Origin of the sequence: Hafnia paralvei, from assembly GCF_020150375.1 — a bacterium.
In the GTDB taxonomy this organism is placed as follows: Bacteria; Pseudomonadota; Gammaproteobacteria; order Enterobacterales; family Enterobacteriaceae; genus Hafnia; species Hafnia paralvei.
In genome coordinates, this window is the sequence record NZ_CP083737.1 from 1481611 (window position 1) to 1499016 (window position 17406).

At 46.8% G+C, this 17406-nt stretch carries 19 protein-coding genes, 2 tRNA genes and 1 other RNA gene; 17 read left to right on the forward strand and 5 right to left on the reverse strand.

The genetic code is table 11. The features are described from left to right. Window position 1 precedes the first annotated feature (1 nt). From cydB to ygjG, 16 genes are all read left to right on the forward strand, one after another. Window positions 2-1141 carry a cytochrome d ubiquinol oxidase subunit II gene (gene cydB / locus K9N75_RS06975; RefSeq protein WP_004096601.1) on the forward strand — a complete coding sequence of 380 codons (1140 nt, stop codon included), beginning with the start codon at window positions 2-4 and terminating at the stop codon, window positions 1139-1141. A 12-nt stretch (window positions 1142-1153) separates the two neighbouring features. Beyond that, on the forward strand, window positions 1154-1267 hold the full coding sequence (gene cydX, locus K9N75_RS06980; RefSeq protein WP_020303871.1) for a cytochrome bd-I oxidase subunit CydX: 114 nt from the start codon (window positions 1154-1156) through the stop codon (window positions 1265-1267). Beyond that, window positions 1267-1560 (forward strand): cyd operon protein YbgE, encoded by a 294-nt coding sequence (ybgE, locus tag K9N75_RS06985; RefSeq protein ID WP_004096604.1) that lies wholly within the window; start codon window positions 1267-1269, stop codon window positions 1558-1560. Before cydX ends, ybgE begins: the two co-directional genes overlap by 1 nt. A gap of 146 nt (window positions 1561-1706) precedes the next feature. Then, complete coding sequence (ybgC, locus tag K9N75_RS06990; protein ID WP_071603108.1) at window positions 1707-2111, forward strand: tol-pal system-associated acyl-CoA thioesterase; 405 nt, start codon at window positions 1707-1709, stop codon at window positions 2109-2111. A gap of 5 nt (window positions 2112-2116) precedes the next feature. Beyond that, complete coding sequence (tolQ, locus tag K9N75_RS06995; protein ID WP_202209954.1) at window positions 2117-2791, forward strand: Tol-Pal system protein TolQ; 675 nt, start codon at window positions 2117-2119, stop codon at window positions 2789-2791. Window positions 2792-2804: 13 nt separating this feature from the next. Then, window positions 2805-3227 (forward strand): colicin uptake protein TolR, encoded by a 423-nt coding sequence (tolR, locus tag K9N75_RS07000; RefSeq protein WP_004096609.1) that lies wholly within the window; start codon window positions 2805-2807, stop codon window positions 3225-3227. Between the two features lie 171 nt (window positions 3228-3398). Next, window positions 3399-4589: a cell envelope integrity protein TolA gene (tolA, locus tag K9N75_RS07005; RefSeq protein WP_224452393.1), complete on the forward strand. Its 1191-nt coding sequence runs from the start codon at window positions 3399-3401 to the stop codon at window positions 4587-4589. A gap of 181 nt (window positions 4590-4770) precedes the next feature. Beyond that, window positions 4771-6063 carry a Tol-Pal system beta propeller repeat protein TolB gene (gene tolB, locus K9N75_RS07010; RefSeq protein ID WP_008812786.1) on the forward strand — a complete coding sequence of 431 codons (1293 nt, stop codon included), beginning with the start codon at window positions 4771-4773 and terminating at the stop codon, window positions 6061-6063. Between the two features lie 48 nt (window positions 6064-6111). Next, window positions 6112-6627, forward strand: coding sequence for a peptidoglycan-associated lipoprotein Pal (gene pal / locus K9N75_RS07015; RefSeq protein WP_008812787.1), 516 nt, complete (start codon window positions 6112-6114; stop codon window positions 6625-6627). Window positions 6628-6649: 22 nt separating this feature from the next. Continuing rightward, complete coding sequence (gene cpoB, locus K9N75_RS07020; protein WP_130976187.1) at window positions 6650-7453, forward strand: cell division protein CpoB; 804 nt, start codon at window positions 6650-6652, stop codon at window positions 7451-7453. Between the two features lie 180 nt (window positions 7454-7633). Beyond that, a tRNA-Lys gene (locus K9N75_RS07025) sits at window positions 7634-7709 on the forward strand. 28 nt (window positions 7710-7737) lie between these two features. Continuing rightward, window positions 7738-7813, forward strand: a tRNA-Lys gene (locus K9N75_RS07030). A 15-nt stretch (window positions 7814-7828) separates the two neighbouring features. Then, a non-coding RNA gene (locus K9N75_RS07035) (RtT sRNA) lies at window positions 7829-7950 on the forward strand. 305 nt (window positions 7951-8255) lie between these two features. Beyond that, window positions 8256-9323: a quinolinate synthase NadA gene (gene nadA, locus K9N75_RS07040; protein ID WP_039187081.1), complete on the forward strand. Its 1068-nt coding sequence runs from the start codon at window positions 8256-8258 to the stop codon at window positions 9321-9323. A 25-nt stretch (window positions 9324-9348) separates the two neighbouring features. After that, the gene (pnuC, locus tag K9N75_RS07045) at window positions 9349-10077 is read left to right on the forward strand and encodes a nicotinamide riboside transporter PnuC (RefSeq protein ID WP_224452394.1); all 729 of its coding nucleotides are present in this window, start codon (window positions 9349-9351) and stop codon (window positions 10075-10077) included. A gap of 343 nt (window positions 10078-10420) precedes the next feature. After that, a complete protein-coding gene (gene ygjG / locus K9N75_RS07050; protein WP_224452395.1) occupies window positions 10421-11821 on the forward strand; it encodes a putrescine aminotransferase in 1401 nt (466 codons plus the stop codon). A gap of 88 nt (window positions 11822-11909) precedes the next feature. Here the strand turns inward: ygjG and zitB are convergent, their stop codons facing one another. Together zitB and K9N75_RS07060 are read right to left on the reverse strand one after the other, a co-directional pair. Further along, entirely contained in the window at window positions 11910-12872 is a 963-nt protein-coding gene (gene zitB, locus K9N75_RS07055; protein ID WP_039187078.1) for a CDF family zinc transporter ZitB, read from the reverse strand. A 112-nt stretch (window positions 12873-12984) separates the two neighbouring features. Beyond that, window positions 12985-13638 (reverse strand): CPBP family intramembrane glutamic endopeptidase, encoded by a 654-nt coding sequence (locus tag K9N75_RS07060; protein ID WP_039187076.1) that lies wholly within the window; start codon window positions 13636-13638, stop codon window positions 12985-12987. A gap of 447 nt (window positions 13639-14085) precedes the next feature. On the opposite strand from K9N75_RS07060, the gene aroG reads away from it, so the two are divergent. After that, window positions 14086-15138 carry a 3-deoxy-7-phosphoheptulonate synthase AroG gene (gene aroG / locus K9N75_RS07065; RefSeq protein WP_039187074.1) on the forward strand — a complete coding sequence of 351 codons (1053 nt, stop codon included), beginning with the start codon at window positions 14086-14088 and terminating at the stop codon, window positions 15136-15138. A gap of 66 nt (window positions 15139-15204) precedes the next feature. On the opposite strand, the gene K9N75_RS07070 is transcribed toward aroG, so the two are convergent. The 3 genes from K9N75_RS07070 to K9N75_RS07080 form a co-directional block, all read right to left on the reverse strand. Then, entirely contained in the window at window positions 15205-15627 is a 423-nt protein-coding gene (locus tag K9N75_RS07070) for a Spy/CpxP family protein refolding chaperone (protein ID WP_039187072.1), read from the reverse strand. A 246-nt stretch (window positions 15628-15873) separates the two neighbouring features. After that, window positions 15874-16626, reverse strand: a complete 753-nt coding sequence (gpmA, locus tag K9N75_RS07075) for a 2,3-diphosphoglycerate-dependent phosphoglycerate mutase (protein ID WP_004096635.1) — start codon at window positions 16624-16626, stop codon at window positions 15874-15876. Window positions 16627-16833: 207 nt separating this feature from the next. Further along, window positions 16834-17187, reverse strand: a complete 354-nt coding sequence (locus tag K9N75_RS07080; RefSeq protein WP_004096639.1) for a PsiF family protein — start codon at window positions 17185-17187, stop codon at window positions 16834-16836. Between the last annotated feature and the right edge of the window lie 219 nt (window positions 17188-17406).

Genomic DNA, 17406 nt, shown 5'->3' on the forward strand with positions numbered 1-17406 from the left:
TATGTTTGATTATGAAGTATTGCGATTTGTCTGGTGGCTGCTGGTGGGTGTGCTGCTGATTGGCTTCGCAGTCACTGACGGTTTCGATATGGGGGTAGGTGTGCTCTCTCGTATCATCGGTAAGACTGATACCGAACGCCGTATTATGATTAACGCGGTTGCCCCTCACTGGGAAGGTAACCAAGTTTGGTTGGTTACTGCTGGTGGTGCGTTGTTTGCTGCATGGCCAATGGTGTACGCGGCAGCGTTCTCCGGCTTCTATGTGGCGATGATTTTGGTTCTGGCTTCATTGTTCTTCCGTCCGGTGGGCTTTGATTACCGTTCTAAAATTGAGAGCACTCGCTGGCGTAACATGTGGGACTGGGGCATCTTTATCGGTAGCTTCGTTCCAGCGTTAGTCTTCGGTGTAGCCTTCGGTAACCTGTTGTTGGGTGTTCCGTTCCACATCGATGAATACCTACGTTTGTATTACACCGGTAACTTCTTCCAACTGCTGAATCCATTTGGTTTGTTGGCGGGTGTTGTGAGCTTGACGATGCTGCTGGCGCAGGGCGCAACCTATCTGCAGATGAAAACCACCGGCGAGATCCATTTACGTTCTCGTGCTGCGGCGCAGATCTGTTCTCTGGTGATGGCGATTGCTTTCCTGCTGGCTGGTGTATGGCTGGTTAAAGGTATTGATGGCTATGTGATTACCTCTGCGATTGATACCGCTGCGCAGTCTAACCCACTGCGTAAGGAAGTTGCTCATCAGGCTGGTGCATGGCTGTTGAACTTCAACAAGTATCCGATCCTGTGGGCTCTGCCTGCTTTGGGTGTGGTGCTGCCGTTGTTGACTACGCTGTGCTCACGCGTTGAGAAAGGGGGCTGGGCATTCCTGTTCTCTTCTCTGACAATTGCCTGTGTGATTCTGACTGCCGGTGTGACCATGTTCCCGTTCGTGATGCCTTCTATCACCAACCCAAGCATGAGTCTGACCATGTGGGATGCGACGTCTAGCTTGTTGACTCTGCAAGTGATGACCGTAGTTGCGATTATTTTTGTTCCGATTGTGCTGCTTTACACCATCTGGTGTTACTACAAGATGTTTGGCCGTCTGGACAAAAAATACATCGAAGAAAACACGCATACACTTTATTAAGGAGCGACAACCATGTGGTATTTTGCCTGGATTTTAGGAACGCTTCTGGCTTGTTTCTTCGCGATCATTACTGCGATGGCGATTGAAAACAGCGAAGCCAAGGCAACGGCGAAAGACGCCGAGTAATGGCTAACTTATCTGATAAGCTCTATCAGATCATGGACAAGGGCCCGCTTCGGGCCCTTTCACTGGTCTTAGCATTAGTGGTGGCGTTTTGTGTTTTTTGGGACCCATCGCGTTTTGCTGCAAAGACTAGCGAGCTTGAGATCTGGCAGGGACTTCTGATTATGTGGGCGGTTTGTGCTGGGGTTATTCACGGCGTCGGTTTCCGCCCCCACCGCAGTCTATGGAAAGCGGTTTTCTCTCCGTTGCCTGCTGTGATTATTTTGCTTGCCGGTTTGTTACATTTCTTCAGTTAACGTCAAGAACGGTTAGTAAATCTGCAAAATAATTATGGGTCCACGGCGGATCCATAATTATTTTCGTTCTCATCTACCTCCCCCATTCCCAACCTGTTTTCAAGTGCGTATAGTAACCGCGTTAATTTGCATTTCTGAGATGTAGAGTGAGTACTATGATGTTCCGATGGCCGGTGCGTGTATATTACGAAGACACGGACGCCGGGGGCGTGGTTTATCACGCACGATACGTCGCCTTTTATGAAAGAGCGCGCACAGAGATGCTGCGCCAACATAATTTCAGTCAGCAACAATTGCTGAGTGAGCATGTCGCTTTTGCTGTCCGTCGCATGACGGTTGAGTATCTGTCGCCTGCACGTCTGGATGACATGCTGGAGGTAGAAACCGAAATTACCGCCATACGAGGGGCTTCTCTCACGTTTGCCCAACGTATCATTAATTCGCAAGGCAAAATTTTAAGCCAAGCAGATGTGTTGGTAGCATGCATCGATCAAAACCAAATGAAGCCTATTGCGCTTCCCAAGTCTATTGTCGCGGAGTTTAAGCAGTGACTGACATGAACATGTTCGATTTATTTTTGAAGGCGAGCCTGCTGGTAAAGCTTATCATGCTGGTTCTGGTGTGCTTCTCTATCGCCTCTTGGGCCATTATCATCCAGCGTACCCGCATTTTGAATGCGGCGACGCGTGATGCTGAAGCTTTCGAAGATAAATTCTGGTCTGGGATCGAGCTATCGCGCCTTTATCAGGAAAGCCAAACTCGTCGTGATAGCTTGACTGGCTCTGAGCAAATCTTCCATTCCGGTTTTAAAGAGTTTGCGCGCTTGCACCGTGTTAACAGCCACGCAGCGGATGGCGTGATTGAAGGTGCGACTCGTGCAATGCGTATTTCATTAAATCGTGAAGTTGAAGGTTTGGAAACACATATCCCGTTCTTGGGTACCGTGGGTTCAATCAGCCCGTATATCGGTCTGTTCGGTACCGTTTGGGGGATTATGCATGCCTTTATTGGTTTGGGTGCTGTAAAACAGGCAACCCTACAAATGGTTGCTCCGGGTATCGCAGAAGCATTGATTGCAACGGCAATCGGTCTGTTTGCTGCAATCCCTGCGGTTATGGCCTACAACCGTCTGAATCAGCGTGTGAATAAGCTTGAACAGAATTACACCAATTTTATGGAAGAGTTCATTGCCATTCTGCACCGTCAGGCTTTTGCTACCGAATCTAAATAAGTAGGAGGTTAGCATGGCGAGATCAAGTGGCCGTCGCGAGCTCAAATCTGAGATCAACATTGTTCCATTGCTGGACGTGTTGTTAGTTCTAGTGCTGATTTTTATGGCAACGGCGCCAATCATCACTCAGAGCGTTGAGGTTGATCTACCGGACGCAACGGATTCAAAAACGGTAAGCACCAATGATAATCCTCCGGTTATCGTTGAGGTTTCGGGGATAGGGCAGTATGCGGTTGTTGTCGATCACAATCGTATGGAGCAACTTCCGGCAGAGCAGGTGGTTGCAGAAGCGCAATCCCAGTTGAAAGCCAACCCGAAAACGGTATTTTTGATCGGTGGAGCGAAAGATGTGCCTTATGATGAAATTATAAAAGCGCTGAATCTTTTGCATCAGGCTGGTGTAGCCTCTGTTGGCTTAATGACGCAGCCGATTTAAATACACGAAAAAAGCGTAAAATCCGTGTTGGAATTCCTGTATGAAAGCGCTAGCATGCAGCCTGTTTATAGGCTGCGTGTTGCGTTTTGCGCAGTGAGTTTTTAACACTCAATTTGTTTAACTGAGCTTTTAGAAACCGGCTCCGGGATACTGGCTCTTGGAAACTGAATCGTGGTAAACGCATCTGAGAAAAACGATAAGCTAAATCGCTCCGTCATCGTTTCAATCATTTTGCATATCGTCCTGATAGCATTATTAGTCTGGGGCTCAATGATGCAGGATTCAACGATAAGTGCTGGCGGCGGCGGTGGCGGTGGATCTGCCATTGACGCAGTCATGGTTGATTCCGGTGCAATGGTTAAAGAATATAATGATCGTCAGCAGCAACTGCAAAGTGATGCTCGCCGTGCACAACAAGAGCGTAAGAAACAAGCCGACAAGCAGGCTGAAGAATTACAACAAAAGCAGGCTGAAGAGCAACAGCGCTTAAAAGCGTTAGAGAAAGAGAGAATTCAAGCTCAGGAAGATGCTAAGAAAGCGGCCGAAGATGCCAAGAAGGCCGCAGAGGAAGCACAAAAGCAAGCTGCTGAAGAAGTAAAAAAAGCAGCGGAAGAAGCTAAGAAAGAGGCTGCTTTAGCTGCCGCTAAAGTGAAGCAGGAGGCCGCCAAAGAAGCCGCCCTCGCCGCAGCAGCTGCGAAGAAACAGGCGGAAGAGGAAGTTAAGAAAGCGGCAGCAGAGGCAAAAAAACAGGCCGAAGCTGAAGCAAAAAAACAAGCGGCTATTGATGCGAAAAAAGCCGCTGAAGAAGCCAAAAAACAGGCTGCTGCTGAAGCGAAAAAACAAGCTGCCGCAGAGGCTAAGGCTAAAGCAGATACTGAAGCTAAAGCTGCAGCTGATGCGAAAAAAGCTGCCGATGCCAAGAAAAAGGCCGATGCTGCCGCAGCGAAAGCAGCAGAGGGCGTTGACGACCTGTTTGATGGCCTCGCTGACGGCAAAAACGCACCGAAGGGTGGTGGCGCGGCTGGTGCCTCTGGGAGTGCCGGTAAAGCTGGCGCAGCAGGCAAGGGTAATAGTAAAACGAGTGGGGCTTCCGGTGCTGATATTAGTAACTATGCTGGACAGATCCAAGCGGCGATTGAAAGCAAGTTTCATACGGATCCAAGCTTCAGCGGAAAAGTATGTAACCTGCGCATTAAGCTCGCGTCAGACGGCATGCTGCTAAGCGTGGCTTCTGAAGGTGGAGACCCAGCGCTTTGTCAGGCTGCAGTTGCAGCAGCGAGAATGGCGAAATATCCTAAGCCGCCAAGTGACGCCATTTACCAGATATTTAAAAATGCGCCTGTTGATTTTAAACCGAACTGATTGTCTGGTTTTGTTTGAATAACAGTGCATTAGAAAAAGCCCAAGTAAAGCAGCATATAGTGTACGTAAAGTTTCGGAATTATATGATGGTTCTACTGGGCAATATGTAGTTTTGTGTGCGTTGGTTTGTTAAAATTCTGCTAAATTATCGTGGCCATCGGGGTCAGATAAGGGAGATATGATGAAGCAGGCGTTTCGTGTAGCGATGGGGCTGTTAATCCTGTGGGCCAGTGTGCTCCACGCGGAAGTCCGAATAGTGATTACTCAGGGTGTGGATACTGCTCGCCCAATTGGTGTAGTGCCTTTCAAATGGATGGGGCCGGGTTCTGCTCCTGAAGATATTGGTGGAATTGTGGCTGCTGATTTACGTAACAGCGGTAAATTCAATCCGATTGACACTAACCGTATGCCACAACAGCCAACGACCGTTGCTGAAGTGACTCCAGCCGCTTGGACAGCATTAGGTATTGATGCCGTCGTGGTTGGTCAGGTTCAGCCAAGCGCTGACGGTGGCTATGTGGTTTCATATCAGATGGTTGATACCTCTGGTAACCCTGGTAGCGTGCTGTCTCAGAACCAGTATAAAGTGACCAAACAGTGGTTGCGTTATGCGGCTCATACCAGCAGCGATGAAGTGTTCGAAAAGCTGACCGGTATTAAAGGTGCATTCCGCACGCGTATTGCCTATGTTGTTCAGACCAACGGCGGTCAGTTCCCATACGAACTGCGCGTTGCTGACTACGATGGTTATAACCAGTTCGTCGTTCACCGTTCACCGCAGCCGTTGATGTCTCCGGCATGGTCTCCAGACGGTAGCAAACTGGCTTACGTAACCTTCGAAAGCGGTAAATCAGCATTGGTGATTCAGACTCTTTCTAACGGAGCTATCCGTCAGGTCGCGTCGTTCCCACGCCACAATGGTGCCCCAGCGTTTTCTCCAGACGGTAGCAAACTGGCGTTTGCATTGTCGAAAAGCGGTAGTCTGAATCTGTATGTTATGGATCTGGGCTCAGGTGCTATTCGTCAGGTGACTGATGGCCGTAGCAATAACACTGAACCTTCATGGTTCCCGGACAGCCAAAATCTGGCATTTACTTCTGACCAGGGTGGACGTCCACAGATTTATAAAGTCAATATTAATGGTGGTGCGCCTGAGCGTCTGACCTGGGAAGGTTCTCAGAATCAGGATGGCGACGTAAGTTCTGACGGCAAGTTCCTTGTCATGGTTGGCACAAGCGGCGGCTCACAGCACATCACTAAACTGGATCTCGGATCGAATGCGAATCAAGTTTTGACCAGCACGTTCCTAGACGAAACGCCGAGTATCGCGCCAAATGGTACCATGGTTATCTATAGTTCTACTCAAGGACTGGGTTCCGTGTTGCAGCTAGTCTCGACCGACGGGCGTTTCAAAGCGCGTCTTCCGGCAACCGATGGTCAGGTGAAATTCCCTGCCTGGTCGCCGTATCTGTGATGCATGTATAAAAAGATATGTATAGCAAATTATAAAAGGATCAAAGAGATGCAACTGAACAAAGTTCTGAAGGGGCTGATGCTAGCACTGCCAATTATGGCCGTAGCTGCTTGTAGTTCACATAAAAATGCGAACGACGATCAATCAGCGATGGGTGCTAACGCTGGTAACGGTATGGAAAACGGCAGCAGCAACCTGTCTTCTGAAGAACAGGCTCGTCTGCAGATGCAAGAACTCCAGAAAAATAACATCGTTTACTTCGGTCTAGACAAGTACGATGTAAGCTCTGACTACGCTCAGATGCTGGACGCACACGCTGCTTTCCTGCGTAACAACCCATCTTACAAAGTGACTGTAGAAGGTCATGCGGATGAGCGCGGTACTCCTGAGTACAACATCGCCCTGGGCGAACGTCGTGCTAACGCAGTTAAGATGTACCTGCAAGGTAAAGGCGTAGGTGCTGATCAGATCTCTATCGTTTCTTACGGTAAAGAAAAACCAGCAGTACTGGGCCACGACGAAGCAGCCTATGCTAAAAACCGTCGTGCCGTACTGGTTTACTAATTGCTAGTAAAACGAGTATCGCATGAGCAGTAACTTCAGACTTCACTTGTTGAGTCTGTCGTTACTGGTTGGAATAGCGGCCCCTTGGGCCGCTATTGCCCAAGCTCCAATCAGTAGCGTCGGCTCCGGCTCGGTTGAAGATCGAGTCACCTCACTTGAGCGTATCACGAATGCTCAGGGTCAACTATTTTCTCAACTCCAGCAGCAACTCTCTGATAACCAGCGTGATATTGACACTCTCCGTGGTCAAATTCAGGAAAGTCAGTATCAACTGAATCAAGTTGTTGAGCGTCAAAAACAGATCCTTTTGCAGTTAGACAGCCAAGGCAGTGCCAGTACGGGGGCTACAGCCGCTCCGGCCGCCTCGACCTCAACAGGTTCTGACTCTAGCGCGGCAGCAGCTCCTGCGGCGGCAACCGCTTCTACAGCGGCAGAAACGCCAGCGAGTAGCGGTGATGCCAACACAGACTATAACCGTGCTGTTGATTTGGTGCTGGTGAAAAAACAAAACGATCAGGCGATTACCGCCTTCCAAAGTTTTGTTAAGCAATACCCAGATTCGACCTATCAGCCAAATGCCAACTATTGGCTAGGCCAGCTGTTTTACAACAAAGGTAAAAAAGACGATTCGGCTTATTATTTTGCTGTAGTCGTTAAAAATTACCCTAAATCACCAAAAGCGCCTGAGGCAATGTATAAGGTTGGGGTGATCATGCAAGATAAAGGGCAGGTCGATAAAGCCAAGGCCGTCTATCAGCAGGTCATTAAGCAGTATCCAACCAGCGATTCTGCAAAGCAGGCACAAAAACGTATTGCTGCGTTATAAGCGTATTTTCAGGCTCAGAAATAGACGATCTGTTTAATTTATGGGCCTGAACGTACGAAGTGCAATCAATTGAACTGATTATTAAAATTTTTGGTTGCGCTGTCCTGATAAATGAGTAATATATGCCGCCGTTGCCCAGACAAACTGAAACAGAGTGATTCAGGCAACAAATTTTGAAATGGGTCGTTAGCTCAGTTGGTAGAGCAGTTGACTTTTAATCAATTGGTCGCAGGTTCGAATCCCGCACGACCCACCATTCGAAGAACGCTACACTCCGCTACAGCGGGTCGTTAGCTCAGTTGGTAGAGCAGTTGACTTTTAATCAATTGGTCGCAGGTTCGAATCCCGCACGACCCACCATTTATTAGTTTGATCAACATACGCAAGACGTGTGGGTGAGAACCGTAAAGGTTCGAGTCGAGCGAAAGCGAGACAACGTTGCGAAGCAACGGCCCGAAGGGCGAGGCGTAAGCCGAGTCATCCCGCACGACCCACCATTTCTTCAAGTATCATCTTAGTTTTAATTTCCCTACAAAAAGATATCGTGCACTTGTCGTGAACGATTTTGAGCAACGCTTGCGACGACTCGAAGGGCAAGGCTAAGCCGAGTCATCCCGCATAAAAATCATCCGCGCCACTTGCCATCCTCGATACTAAACATTTCATCGTTAATTTGTCTTTTTCCCGATCGGCTAGCCCTCGTATTTGCTAGCAATGTTTAGTATATAAAACAAAAAGCCTAATTAATGCTCACTAGTGTTAATCATTTGTTGTATACTCGCCAAACGATCAATCCTCCAATATGAGCTATAGCGCGATGTTTGACCCAAATGCTGCGGTATACCCTTTTCCACCCAAGCCCGCTCCGCTGGTTCCAGATGAAAAACGTTTTTACCGCGAGAAGATCAAAACACTGCTGAAGCAGCATAACGCGGTGCTAGTCGCCCATTACTATACCGATCCTGAAATTCAGGCTTTGGCTGAAGAGACTGGGGGATGTGTATCCGATTCGCTCGAGATGGCGCGTTTTGGGCGTGATCATCCGGCTACGACGCTACTGGTAGCGGGGGTTCGCTTTATGGGCGAAACCGCCAAGATCCTTAGCCCTGAAAAACGCGTGCTAATGCCGACGTTGCAAGCAGAATGCTCGCTTGATCTTGGGTGCCCAGTCGATGAATTCAGTGCTTTTTGTGATGCTCATCCCGACCGAACGGTTGTGGTTTATGCAAATACGTCAGCTGCGGTGAAAGCACGGGCCGATTGGGTTGTGACCTCCAGTATTGCTGTCGAATTGATTGAGCACCTTGATGGCCTTGGTGAGAAAATTATTTGGGCTCCTGATCGCCATTTGGGGCGTTATGTGCAGCGCCAGACGGGGGCTGATATTCTCTGCTGGCAAGGGGCGTGTATTGTGCATGATGAATTCAAGACACAGGCACTAGAGCAGATGAAGAGACTCTACCCTGAAGCTGCAATTCTCGTACACCCCGAATCGCCGCAGAGCATTGTTGATATGGCTGATGCTGTTGGTTCTACCAGCCAACTTATTCAGGCTGCCCAGCGGTTACCTAATCCACAAATGATAGTGGCTACCGATCGTGGTATTTTCTACAAAATGCAACAGGCTTGTCCCGATAAAGTTTTGCTGGAAGCACCGACTGCTGGCGAGGGAGCGACATGTCGTACTTGCGCCCATTGTCCTTGGATGGCGATGAATGGCCTTCACGCCATTGCTATGGGATTGGAACAGGGTGGGAGCAATCACGAGATTCATATTGATGCTGCGTTGCGTGAGCGTGCTCTGATTCCGTTGAATCGCATGTTGCAGTTTGCCAGCGATTTGAAGCTTAACATTAAAGGTAACGCCTGATTGATCTCAGGAAGGTGAGGAACATATGGATTTCTTAAGCACTTCCAACATCATGATACATATCCCGTTGGGGCAAGGTGGTTATGATCTGTCGTGGATCGAAGCCGTCGGCACGCTATTCGGATTGCTGTGTATCTGGTATGCCAGCCAAGAGAAAATCATTAACTATGCGTTTGGCCTGATTAACGTGTCGCTGTTTGCGGTGATTTTCTTCCAGATTCAGCTCTATGCGAGTCTGTTGCTACAGATTTTCTTTTTCGCAGCCAATATCTATGGCTGGTATGCATGGAGCAGACAAACCAGCGATAATCAAGCCGAGCTGAAAATCCGCTGGTTATCTCGACAAACGGCCGCTATTTGGACGACGATATCCATCGTCTGTCTGCTATTTATGACTTATAACATTGACGTCGTTTTTGCATTTTTGACCAAAATCAGTGTCTCGCTGATGCAGGCGTTGGGGCTCAATGTTGTTTTGCCTGAGTTACAGCCTGATGCATTCCCATTCTGGGATTCTGCCATGATGGTGCTGTCGATTGTGGCAATGGTGCTGATGACGCGTAAATATGTTGAGAATTGGATCCTTTGGGTCATCATTGACGTGATAAGCGTAGTGATTTTTGCTTTGCAGGGCGTCTACGTCATGGCTTTGGAATATGTGCTCCTCACCGCTATTGCACTGAATGGCGCTTGGCTTTGGATCAAAAGCGCGCGAGAAAATGGTTCGCAACCACTGTCCGTCGCGGCAGAATAAACGACTGTTATTTTGACGATGGCCTGAGAATGAAACCTCAGGCCATTTTTTTATGAATTTTTGTTTAAAGCTTGTTCAAAACGGGCAAGATTTAGAATGCACTGCTATAGTTCATGCTTGCACTGTGATGGTGAGCACACACTCCGACTGGCGATTTCACGCTAATCGACTATTTAGAGCCTCGATTTTTTCTGCCAGCAATTATTTTCTTAAACAGCGTTAATCCTGTTGGTTCTATTAAATAACTATTTTCTATCGAAATGCAGTGGCGGGCTGCATTTGGTGCAATTTGTGCAATATTTAAACTGACGTCATGTGATGTCGACGAATTCAGGAGCACATTTTGTCTCGAACAAACGTGGTACTTAACCCGCTAGAGTGTACTCAGCAGGCATTGAACTGGATTGAAAAGAAGTCGCTAACGCATGATGAAATGGTGGCTTTGAACAAAGAAGTATTGAGCAATTTTAAGGAGTACGTTAATCCTGGTTTCCTTGAATATCGGAAATCGGTTACGGCAGGCGGGGATTACGGAGCCGTAGAATGGCAAGCGAGTAGCCTTAACACGCTTGTCGACACTCAGGGGAACGAGTATATCGATTGCTTGGGTGGATTCGGTATTTTCAATGTAGGGCACCGTAATCCAAAAGTCATATCCGCCGTAGAAAGTCAGATGGCAAAGCAGCCTCTGCACAGCCAAGAACTCCTTGATCCACTGCGTTCTATGTTGGCGAAAACGCTGGCTGCTATTACGCCGGGCGATCTCAAATATACGTTCTTCTGCAATAGCGGAACGGAGTCTGTAGAGGCTGCGCTGAAGCTGGCGAAGGCTTATCAATCCCCGCATGGAAAATATACCTTTGTCGCAGCGACTGGCGCATTCCACGGTAAGTCCTTGGGTGCACTGTCAGCTACCGCGAAATCTATCTTCCGACGTCCTTTTATGCCACTGCTGCCAGGCTTTCACCATGTTCCTTTCGGAGATATTGAGGCATTACGCACCCAGTTGCACGAATGCAAGAAGACCGGCGATGATGTTGCCGCAGTACTGCTGGAGCCGATTCAAGGCGAAGGTGGGGTCATTTTGCCACCGAAAGGTTATTTGCCTGCTGTTCGAGCGCTTTGCGACGAATACGGTGCCTTGCTGATTTTCGATGAAGTGCAGACGGGTATGGGGCGCACTGGCAAGATGTTTGCCTGTGAACATGAGAATGTTACCCCAGATATTTTATGTCTGGCGAAAGCACTGGGCGGCGGCGTTATGCCTATCGGTGCTACGGTGGCGACGGAAAAGGTATTCTCGGTTCTGTTTGATAATCCTTTCCTGCATACCACCACCTTCGGCGGTAACCCTTTATCCTGTGCAGCGGCGCTCGCAACCTTCAACGTAATACTCACGGAAAATCTGCCAGCTAAAGCTACCGAGCGTGGTCAGCAATTGATGGATGGATTCCGCCGTCTAGCGGTGCAATATCCTGAGTTTATGATGGAAGTTCGCGGTCAGGGGTTGATGCAGGCCATTGAGTTTGTGAAGAGCGAAGTGGGCTATTCGTTCTCACGAGAAATGTTCCAGCGCAATGTTTTAGTTGCAGGAACGCTCAATAACTCAAAATCGATTCGTATTGAGCCACCGTTAACCATTACGGCTGAGCAATGTAAGCAAGTGCTAACTCGTGCTGAAGAAGCGTTAAAGGCTATGCGTGCATTGAGTCCCACCCATCAGCCAACGATGAGTGTGGCCTGATAGGGATGATATAACGCTAAAAAGGGAGCCTCATACTATGATGAGGCTCCCTTTTTCTTTGCAACTGAACTAGCGAGTAACTGCTTACTTATCCGTTATGTTCGTGTGTATGGCCGTGAGAGTGGTTATGTCCAGATGGCATTTTCACGTGGGTCATAAGATCGCAATCATGTTCTTCGCAGCCGTTAAACTCCATCTGAATGGTCGCATGTCCAATCTGATAGTGCTCTGCGAGATAATGTTGGATCTGATCTAACAGCCCATCGTGGTCGTGAGGCGGAATAACACGCACATGCAAGGTCATCAGACGTTGTTCGCCGATTTGCCAGATATGCACATGGTGAACATTGCGGACTTCGGGAAATTCATGGCATAAATCGCGTTGTAGCTGTGGGACATCTACATCTTCAGGCGTACCTTCCAGCAATTCATTCGTACTCTCTTTCAGTAAGCCCCAAGCGCTGTGTAAAACCAGACAGGAAACGACGACGGAAAGGATTGGGTCAATTGGCGTCCATCCGGTCCACATGATAACTAATGCAGCTACAATCGCGCCGACAGAGCCTAATAAATCACCCATTACATGCAGCGCTGCGGCACGTACGTTGATATTTTTTTCTTCAGAACCGTGATGCAGTAGCCAAAAGGAGAGAATGTTGGCCAATAACCCAGCGATCGCGATCACCAACATAGTTCCCCCCATCACGGGTTCGGGCGACATAAAACGCTTTACCGCTTCCCATACAATGATGAAAACAATGACAACAAGTGCTGCTGCGTTAATGAAAGCAGCAAGCGTTGTGAAGCGTAAGAAACCGAACGAGTGTCTCAGCGTGGGAGAGCGAGTGGCAAAGCGCACAGCCATGACTGCAACGAAGAGGGCTGCAGTGTCGGTGAGCATGTGACCTGCGTCGGCGAGTAAGGCCAGCGAGCCTGAAATGAGGCCGCCGATAACTTCGACGACCATAAATATAGCAGTGACGGCTAGCGCCAGTATCAAGCGTTTACTATCGCTGCCTTGAGTTGAATGAGAATGTTGATGACCTGACATCTTTTGTCCTTAATGCACTTAGGATTTTAACTATAGTTTAAGCATAGGACGGGTGGATACGGAACATTCTGCGATGTTTTTTACCTAAAAGTGCGTCAAAAATATTTTCCATCTATCGATTTAATATAAACAATAGCGTTGCAAATGAATTGAAAATAAAATGCAGTAACATCGGAAGTAGTAATCCATTTTTGTATATTCTTGCATAGCATAATATGACAGAAAAAGTGAATAGCTCGATAAAGGTTGTCGGGGAGCTATATTGAGTATGCATAAGACTGAATAAAATCGATGTTAGTACGATTCCGCAGATTTTTGCTTTAGGCCCCCACAGAAGAAATGCATTTAGCAGAAAACCGCGAAATACGATCTCTTCATAGATGGGGGCTAAAAAACAAACGCAAATTGAAAATAGGAAAAAAGATAAGTTTGAATAAGTCGTAATCGATTCAATCCATGCTTCTGGCTTATCATAAAAAGCGGATATTACCCTTAGAATAAGGATGAATGTTATAAAAAATAGTGTGCTTTGGGTATCGATGCCGCCTATTTTTATATCGTTATAGTGAGTAGAGTATTTTCTTATGGCAATATATGATAAAGGAAGCCAAAGTGCAAAACTCATAAATGAAATAAGATATCCACTTTGATAGAGTTCTTTATAGTTATTAAGAAAAAACGCGACATAAGAAATAAAATACCAAAGCATAAAAATGCTAAAGCATATAAAAGATTGTACTATTTTATCGAGTTTCTTGCTGTCCATTGCATGATATTTTCTCTATCAGATTTGTATCTGATTATAAATGCAGCATAGAAAACTAAGCAAGCATCCAACCTTAAACCATGGCTGAATTATAAATTAATAATCCCATTAAAAATAATAATTATGAATGGGTGTGCTAAGAGTCTTTGCGCAACTAATTGTTCGTAACCGAATGAAACTATTTTATGCGGAAAAGATTTTTATGTCAGACACAAATTTTGTTGTTGGACGTGCTTTTACTCAAGCTGTTCAATATCCACTTATGCTGATTAATGTGTTTAAAATCATCATCAATGGTGGCTCATGATGAAGAGGTGACCGTGGCTAGCTAGGCTAGAGTGGGCTTAAATCAAGAAATTGTTGAACAAAGGCCGTTTACAATCGCTGCGTAAAACGGCTAGATTGGAGATTCGTCTATTAATCCCCTTCGACACCAACGGAATAGTTATGAATTACCAGAACGATGATTTACGTATTAAAGAAATTAAGGAACTCCTGCCACCTGTTGCCCTGCTAGAAAAATTTCCGGCTACAGTGTTTGCAGCAGAGACGGTGTCGCAATCTCGAGGTGCAATTCATCAGATCCTCAAAGGTAAAGACGATCGTTTGTTGGTGATTATCGGGCCATGTTCTATTCATGATGTTGAAGCTGCCAAAGAGTACGCTCAGCGTTTGCTTAGTCTGCGCCAAGAGCTGAACGGTGAGCTAGAAATTGTGATGCGAGTTTACTTTGAAAAGCCGCGTACTACGGTAGGTTGGAAGGGGCTTATCAACGACCCACATATGGATAGCAGCTATCAGATTAATGATGGGCTACGTATCGCACGTAAGCTGTTACTCGATATCAATGATATTGGATTACCGACTGCGGGCGAGTTCCTCGATATGATCACGCCACAGTATCTGGCTGATTTGATGAGCTGGGGCGCAATCGGTGCACGTACGACCGAATCTCAGGTTCATCGAGAGCTAGCTTCTGGGCTTTCCTGTCCAGTCGGGTTCAAGAATGGCACCGATGGTACTATTAAAGTTGCTATAGACGCGATTAACGCAGCAAGCGCCGCGCATTGTTTCTTATCTGTCACCAAGTGGGGCCATTCGGCTATCGTGAATACTAGCGGCAATGGTGATTGCCATATTATTTTACGTGGTGGTAAAGAGCCAAACTATAGCTCCGCCCACGTGCAGGAAGTCAAGGCAGGGCTGAAGAAAGCCGGCTTGGCCGAGCAGATCATGATTGATTTCAGCCATGCAAACAGTAGCAAGCAGTTTAAAAAACAGCTTGAAGTTTGTACCGATGTCTGCAACCAGATTAAAGCGGGCGATAAAGCGATCATGGGCGTGATGATTGAAAGCCATCTCGAAGAGGGAAACCAGAATCTGGAAGGCTCTGAGCCGCTGGTTTATGGCAAAAGTGTTACCGATGCCTGCATTGGTTGGAACGATACTGAAACGGTGCTGCGTCAACTGGCTCAGGCTGTTAAAGTGCGTCGTGGCTAAATGCCCTTCATGACGATAAAAGCCCACGTTGTGGGCTTTTTACTAAATAAAATCTGATAGCTCTGGTTATTGTTGCTGTTCCATTTCCTGAGCCAAATCGCTTTTGACCTGCGCTTTCTGTTCTGGTGTTAATACTTTGCTCAGATTAAAGAAATACTGCATACGATAGTAGCGTGCTTGCTCTTGCGCTTTACCAAATGCGGTAATTTGCTTTTTTACCGCAGCTTCGTCCCATTTCCCTGAATCAATGATATTAATCAGCAGCCCATTCTGTATATCTTTGGTATCAATAGATGCCATTTTTTGATCGGTTTCAGCACGAAGGGCCTTAATCTTCTCAACCTGAGAAGGGGTCAAATGCAGGTGCTGAATCATTGGATCTTGCTGTGCTTCCGGTTGCGAGTTTCCGCCGGTATTACTCGATGCCAATGCTAAGCTAGAAAAAACGAGAGCGGATACTGCAATTGCGGTTTTAGAGAATTTGTTCATTGATATAATCCCAAGAGTGGTCGAAAAAGAGAGTAGGCAATACTGTAATATATTAACAAGTTTGTGTTGTAATGAATTGTGTTAACTCGTAAATAGCCTAGCGTTAATAAGTTATTCAAATTATGACTTTATCAAGTTCATCATTATGGTGAATACGCTTGTTTAAATTTAATCTGAATGGCTAAATTACAGCAGACAATAAAAAAGCGCCGTGAGGCGCTTTTTTATTGTCCAGAAAAGGCGAGATTATTTCGCTTTACCCTGATTTGCAACGGCTGCAGCTTTGGCGGCAATCTCAGCGGCATCGCCAAGATAATAACGCTTCAACGGCTTCAGATTTTCATCAAACTCATACACCAACGGTACGCCAGTAGGGATATTAAGCTCAAGAATTTCATCTTCGCTTAGGTTATCTAAATATTTCACCAGCGCACGCAGAGAGTTACCATGCGCAGCAATAATTACTCGTTCGCCGCTGGCGATGCGTGGTTTAATCACATCGGTCCAGTACGGAATGACTCGGTCTATCGTGGTGGCCAAGCTTTCAGTCACTGGCAATTCTTGCTCGCTCAATTTAGCGTAGCGTGGATCGTGCCCAGGATAGCGCTCATCTTCTTTAGTCAACTCTGGAGGTGTGACCGCAAAACCACGGCGCCACAGTTTCACTTGTTCATCGCCATATTTTTGGGCAGTTTCGGCTTTGTTTAACCCCTGCAATGCACCGTAATGACGCTCATTCAATTTCCATGATTTCTCAACCGGCAGCCACTGTTGCTCCAGCTCATCAAGAACGTTCCACAGAGTATGAATGGCTCGCTTCAGCACAGATGTGTAAGCGAAGTCAAAGGAGAAACCCTGTTCTTTTAAAAGTTTACCTGCAGATTTTGCCTCTGCACGTCCTTTGTCAGACAGCTCTACGTCAGTCCAGCCGGTAAAGCGGTTTTCTTTGTTCCACTCGCTTTCACCGTGTCGTACCAAAACTAATTTCGTTACAGCCATGGGGAAACTCCTTAGAGTAATTTATTAAATGATAACTATTATCATTATATTGCCATCATCGGGTAAACAGCAATAGCTGAGTTTAAACATAGCTAATTTCGGGAGGGATGGGTATGCACAAAAAGTTATTGGTAGATTAGAAACAAAGGGAAACAGTAAAAACGCCTCGCGAGTGACGCCCACTAAAGGTGCGAGGCGTTTAGGGAATTATTTTTTCTTCAAGCAATCGCTCATGAAGGTTTGACGTTCGCCTTCTTTGAAGGTTTTGGTTTTTGCTTCGGCGTTACAGGTTTTCATTTTTTGTTGCTGAGGGGTCAGCGTGGTCGAGGTCGGGTTGGTCTCAGCTTTTAAGCAAGTGCTCATAAAGTTTTTTCGAGCATCGCCGCTCAGAGACTGGCTGCTTGCTTGCTGGCTACAGTCAGTCATTTTCTTTTGCTGGGCGAGCTGTTTCGCTGATGGGGCTTTAACTGCTTTACTCTCTGTGGATGCAGGATCGGCCGCCAGAGCACTACCAGCCAGCAGCAAACCTGCCATTAAAGGGAGAACCTTGCGCATAAACATAGATGATTCCTTATTTTTGCCGTCGTTTTGTTGCTTTAGATTAATTATTGCTGAGACATACAGCTACGTAATAAGCGTAGATGGCAATTCAAAGAAAAGGAATGAGACTTTTATAAAAGTGTCTTGAAAACAGTGAGAAACGGATAAATCTCAGGAGAATATATTCGTCTTATATCCCTAATTCAGTTGTTAGAGACGAAAAAGCACTGCCGTTTAAGG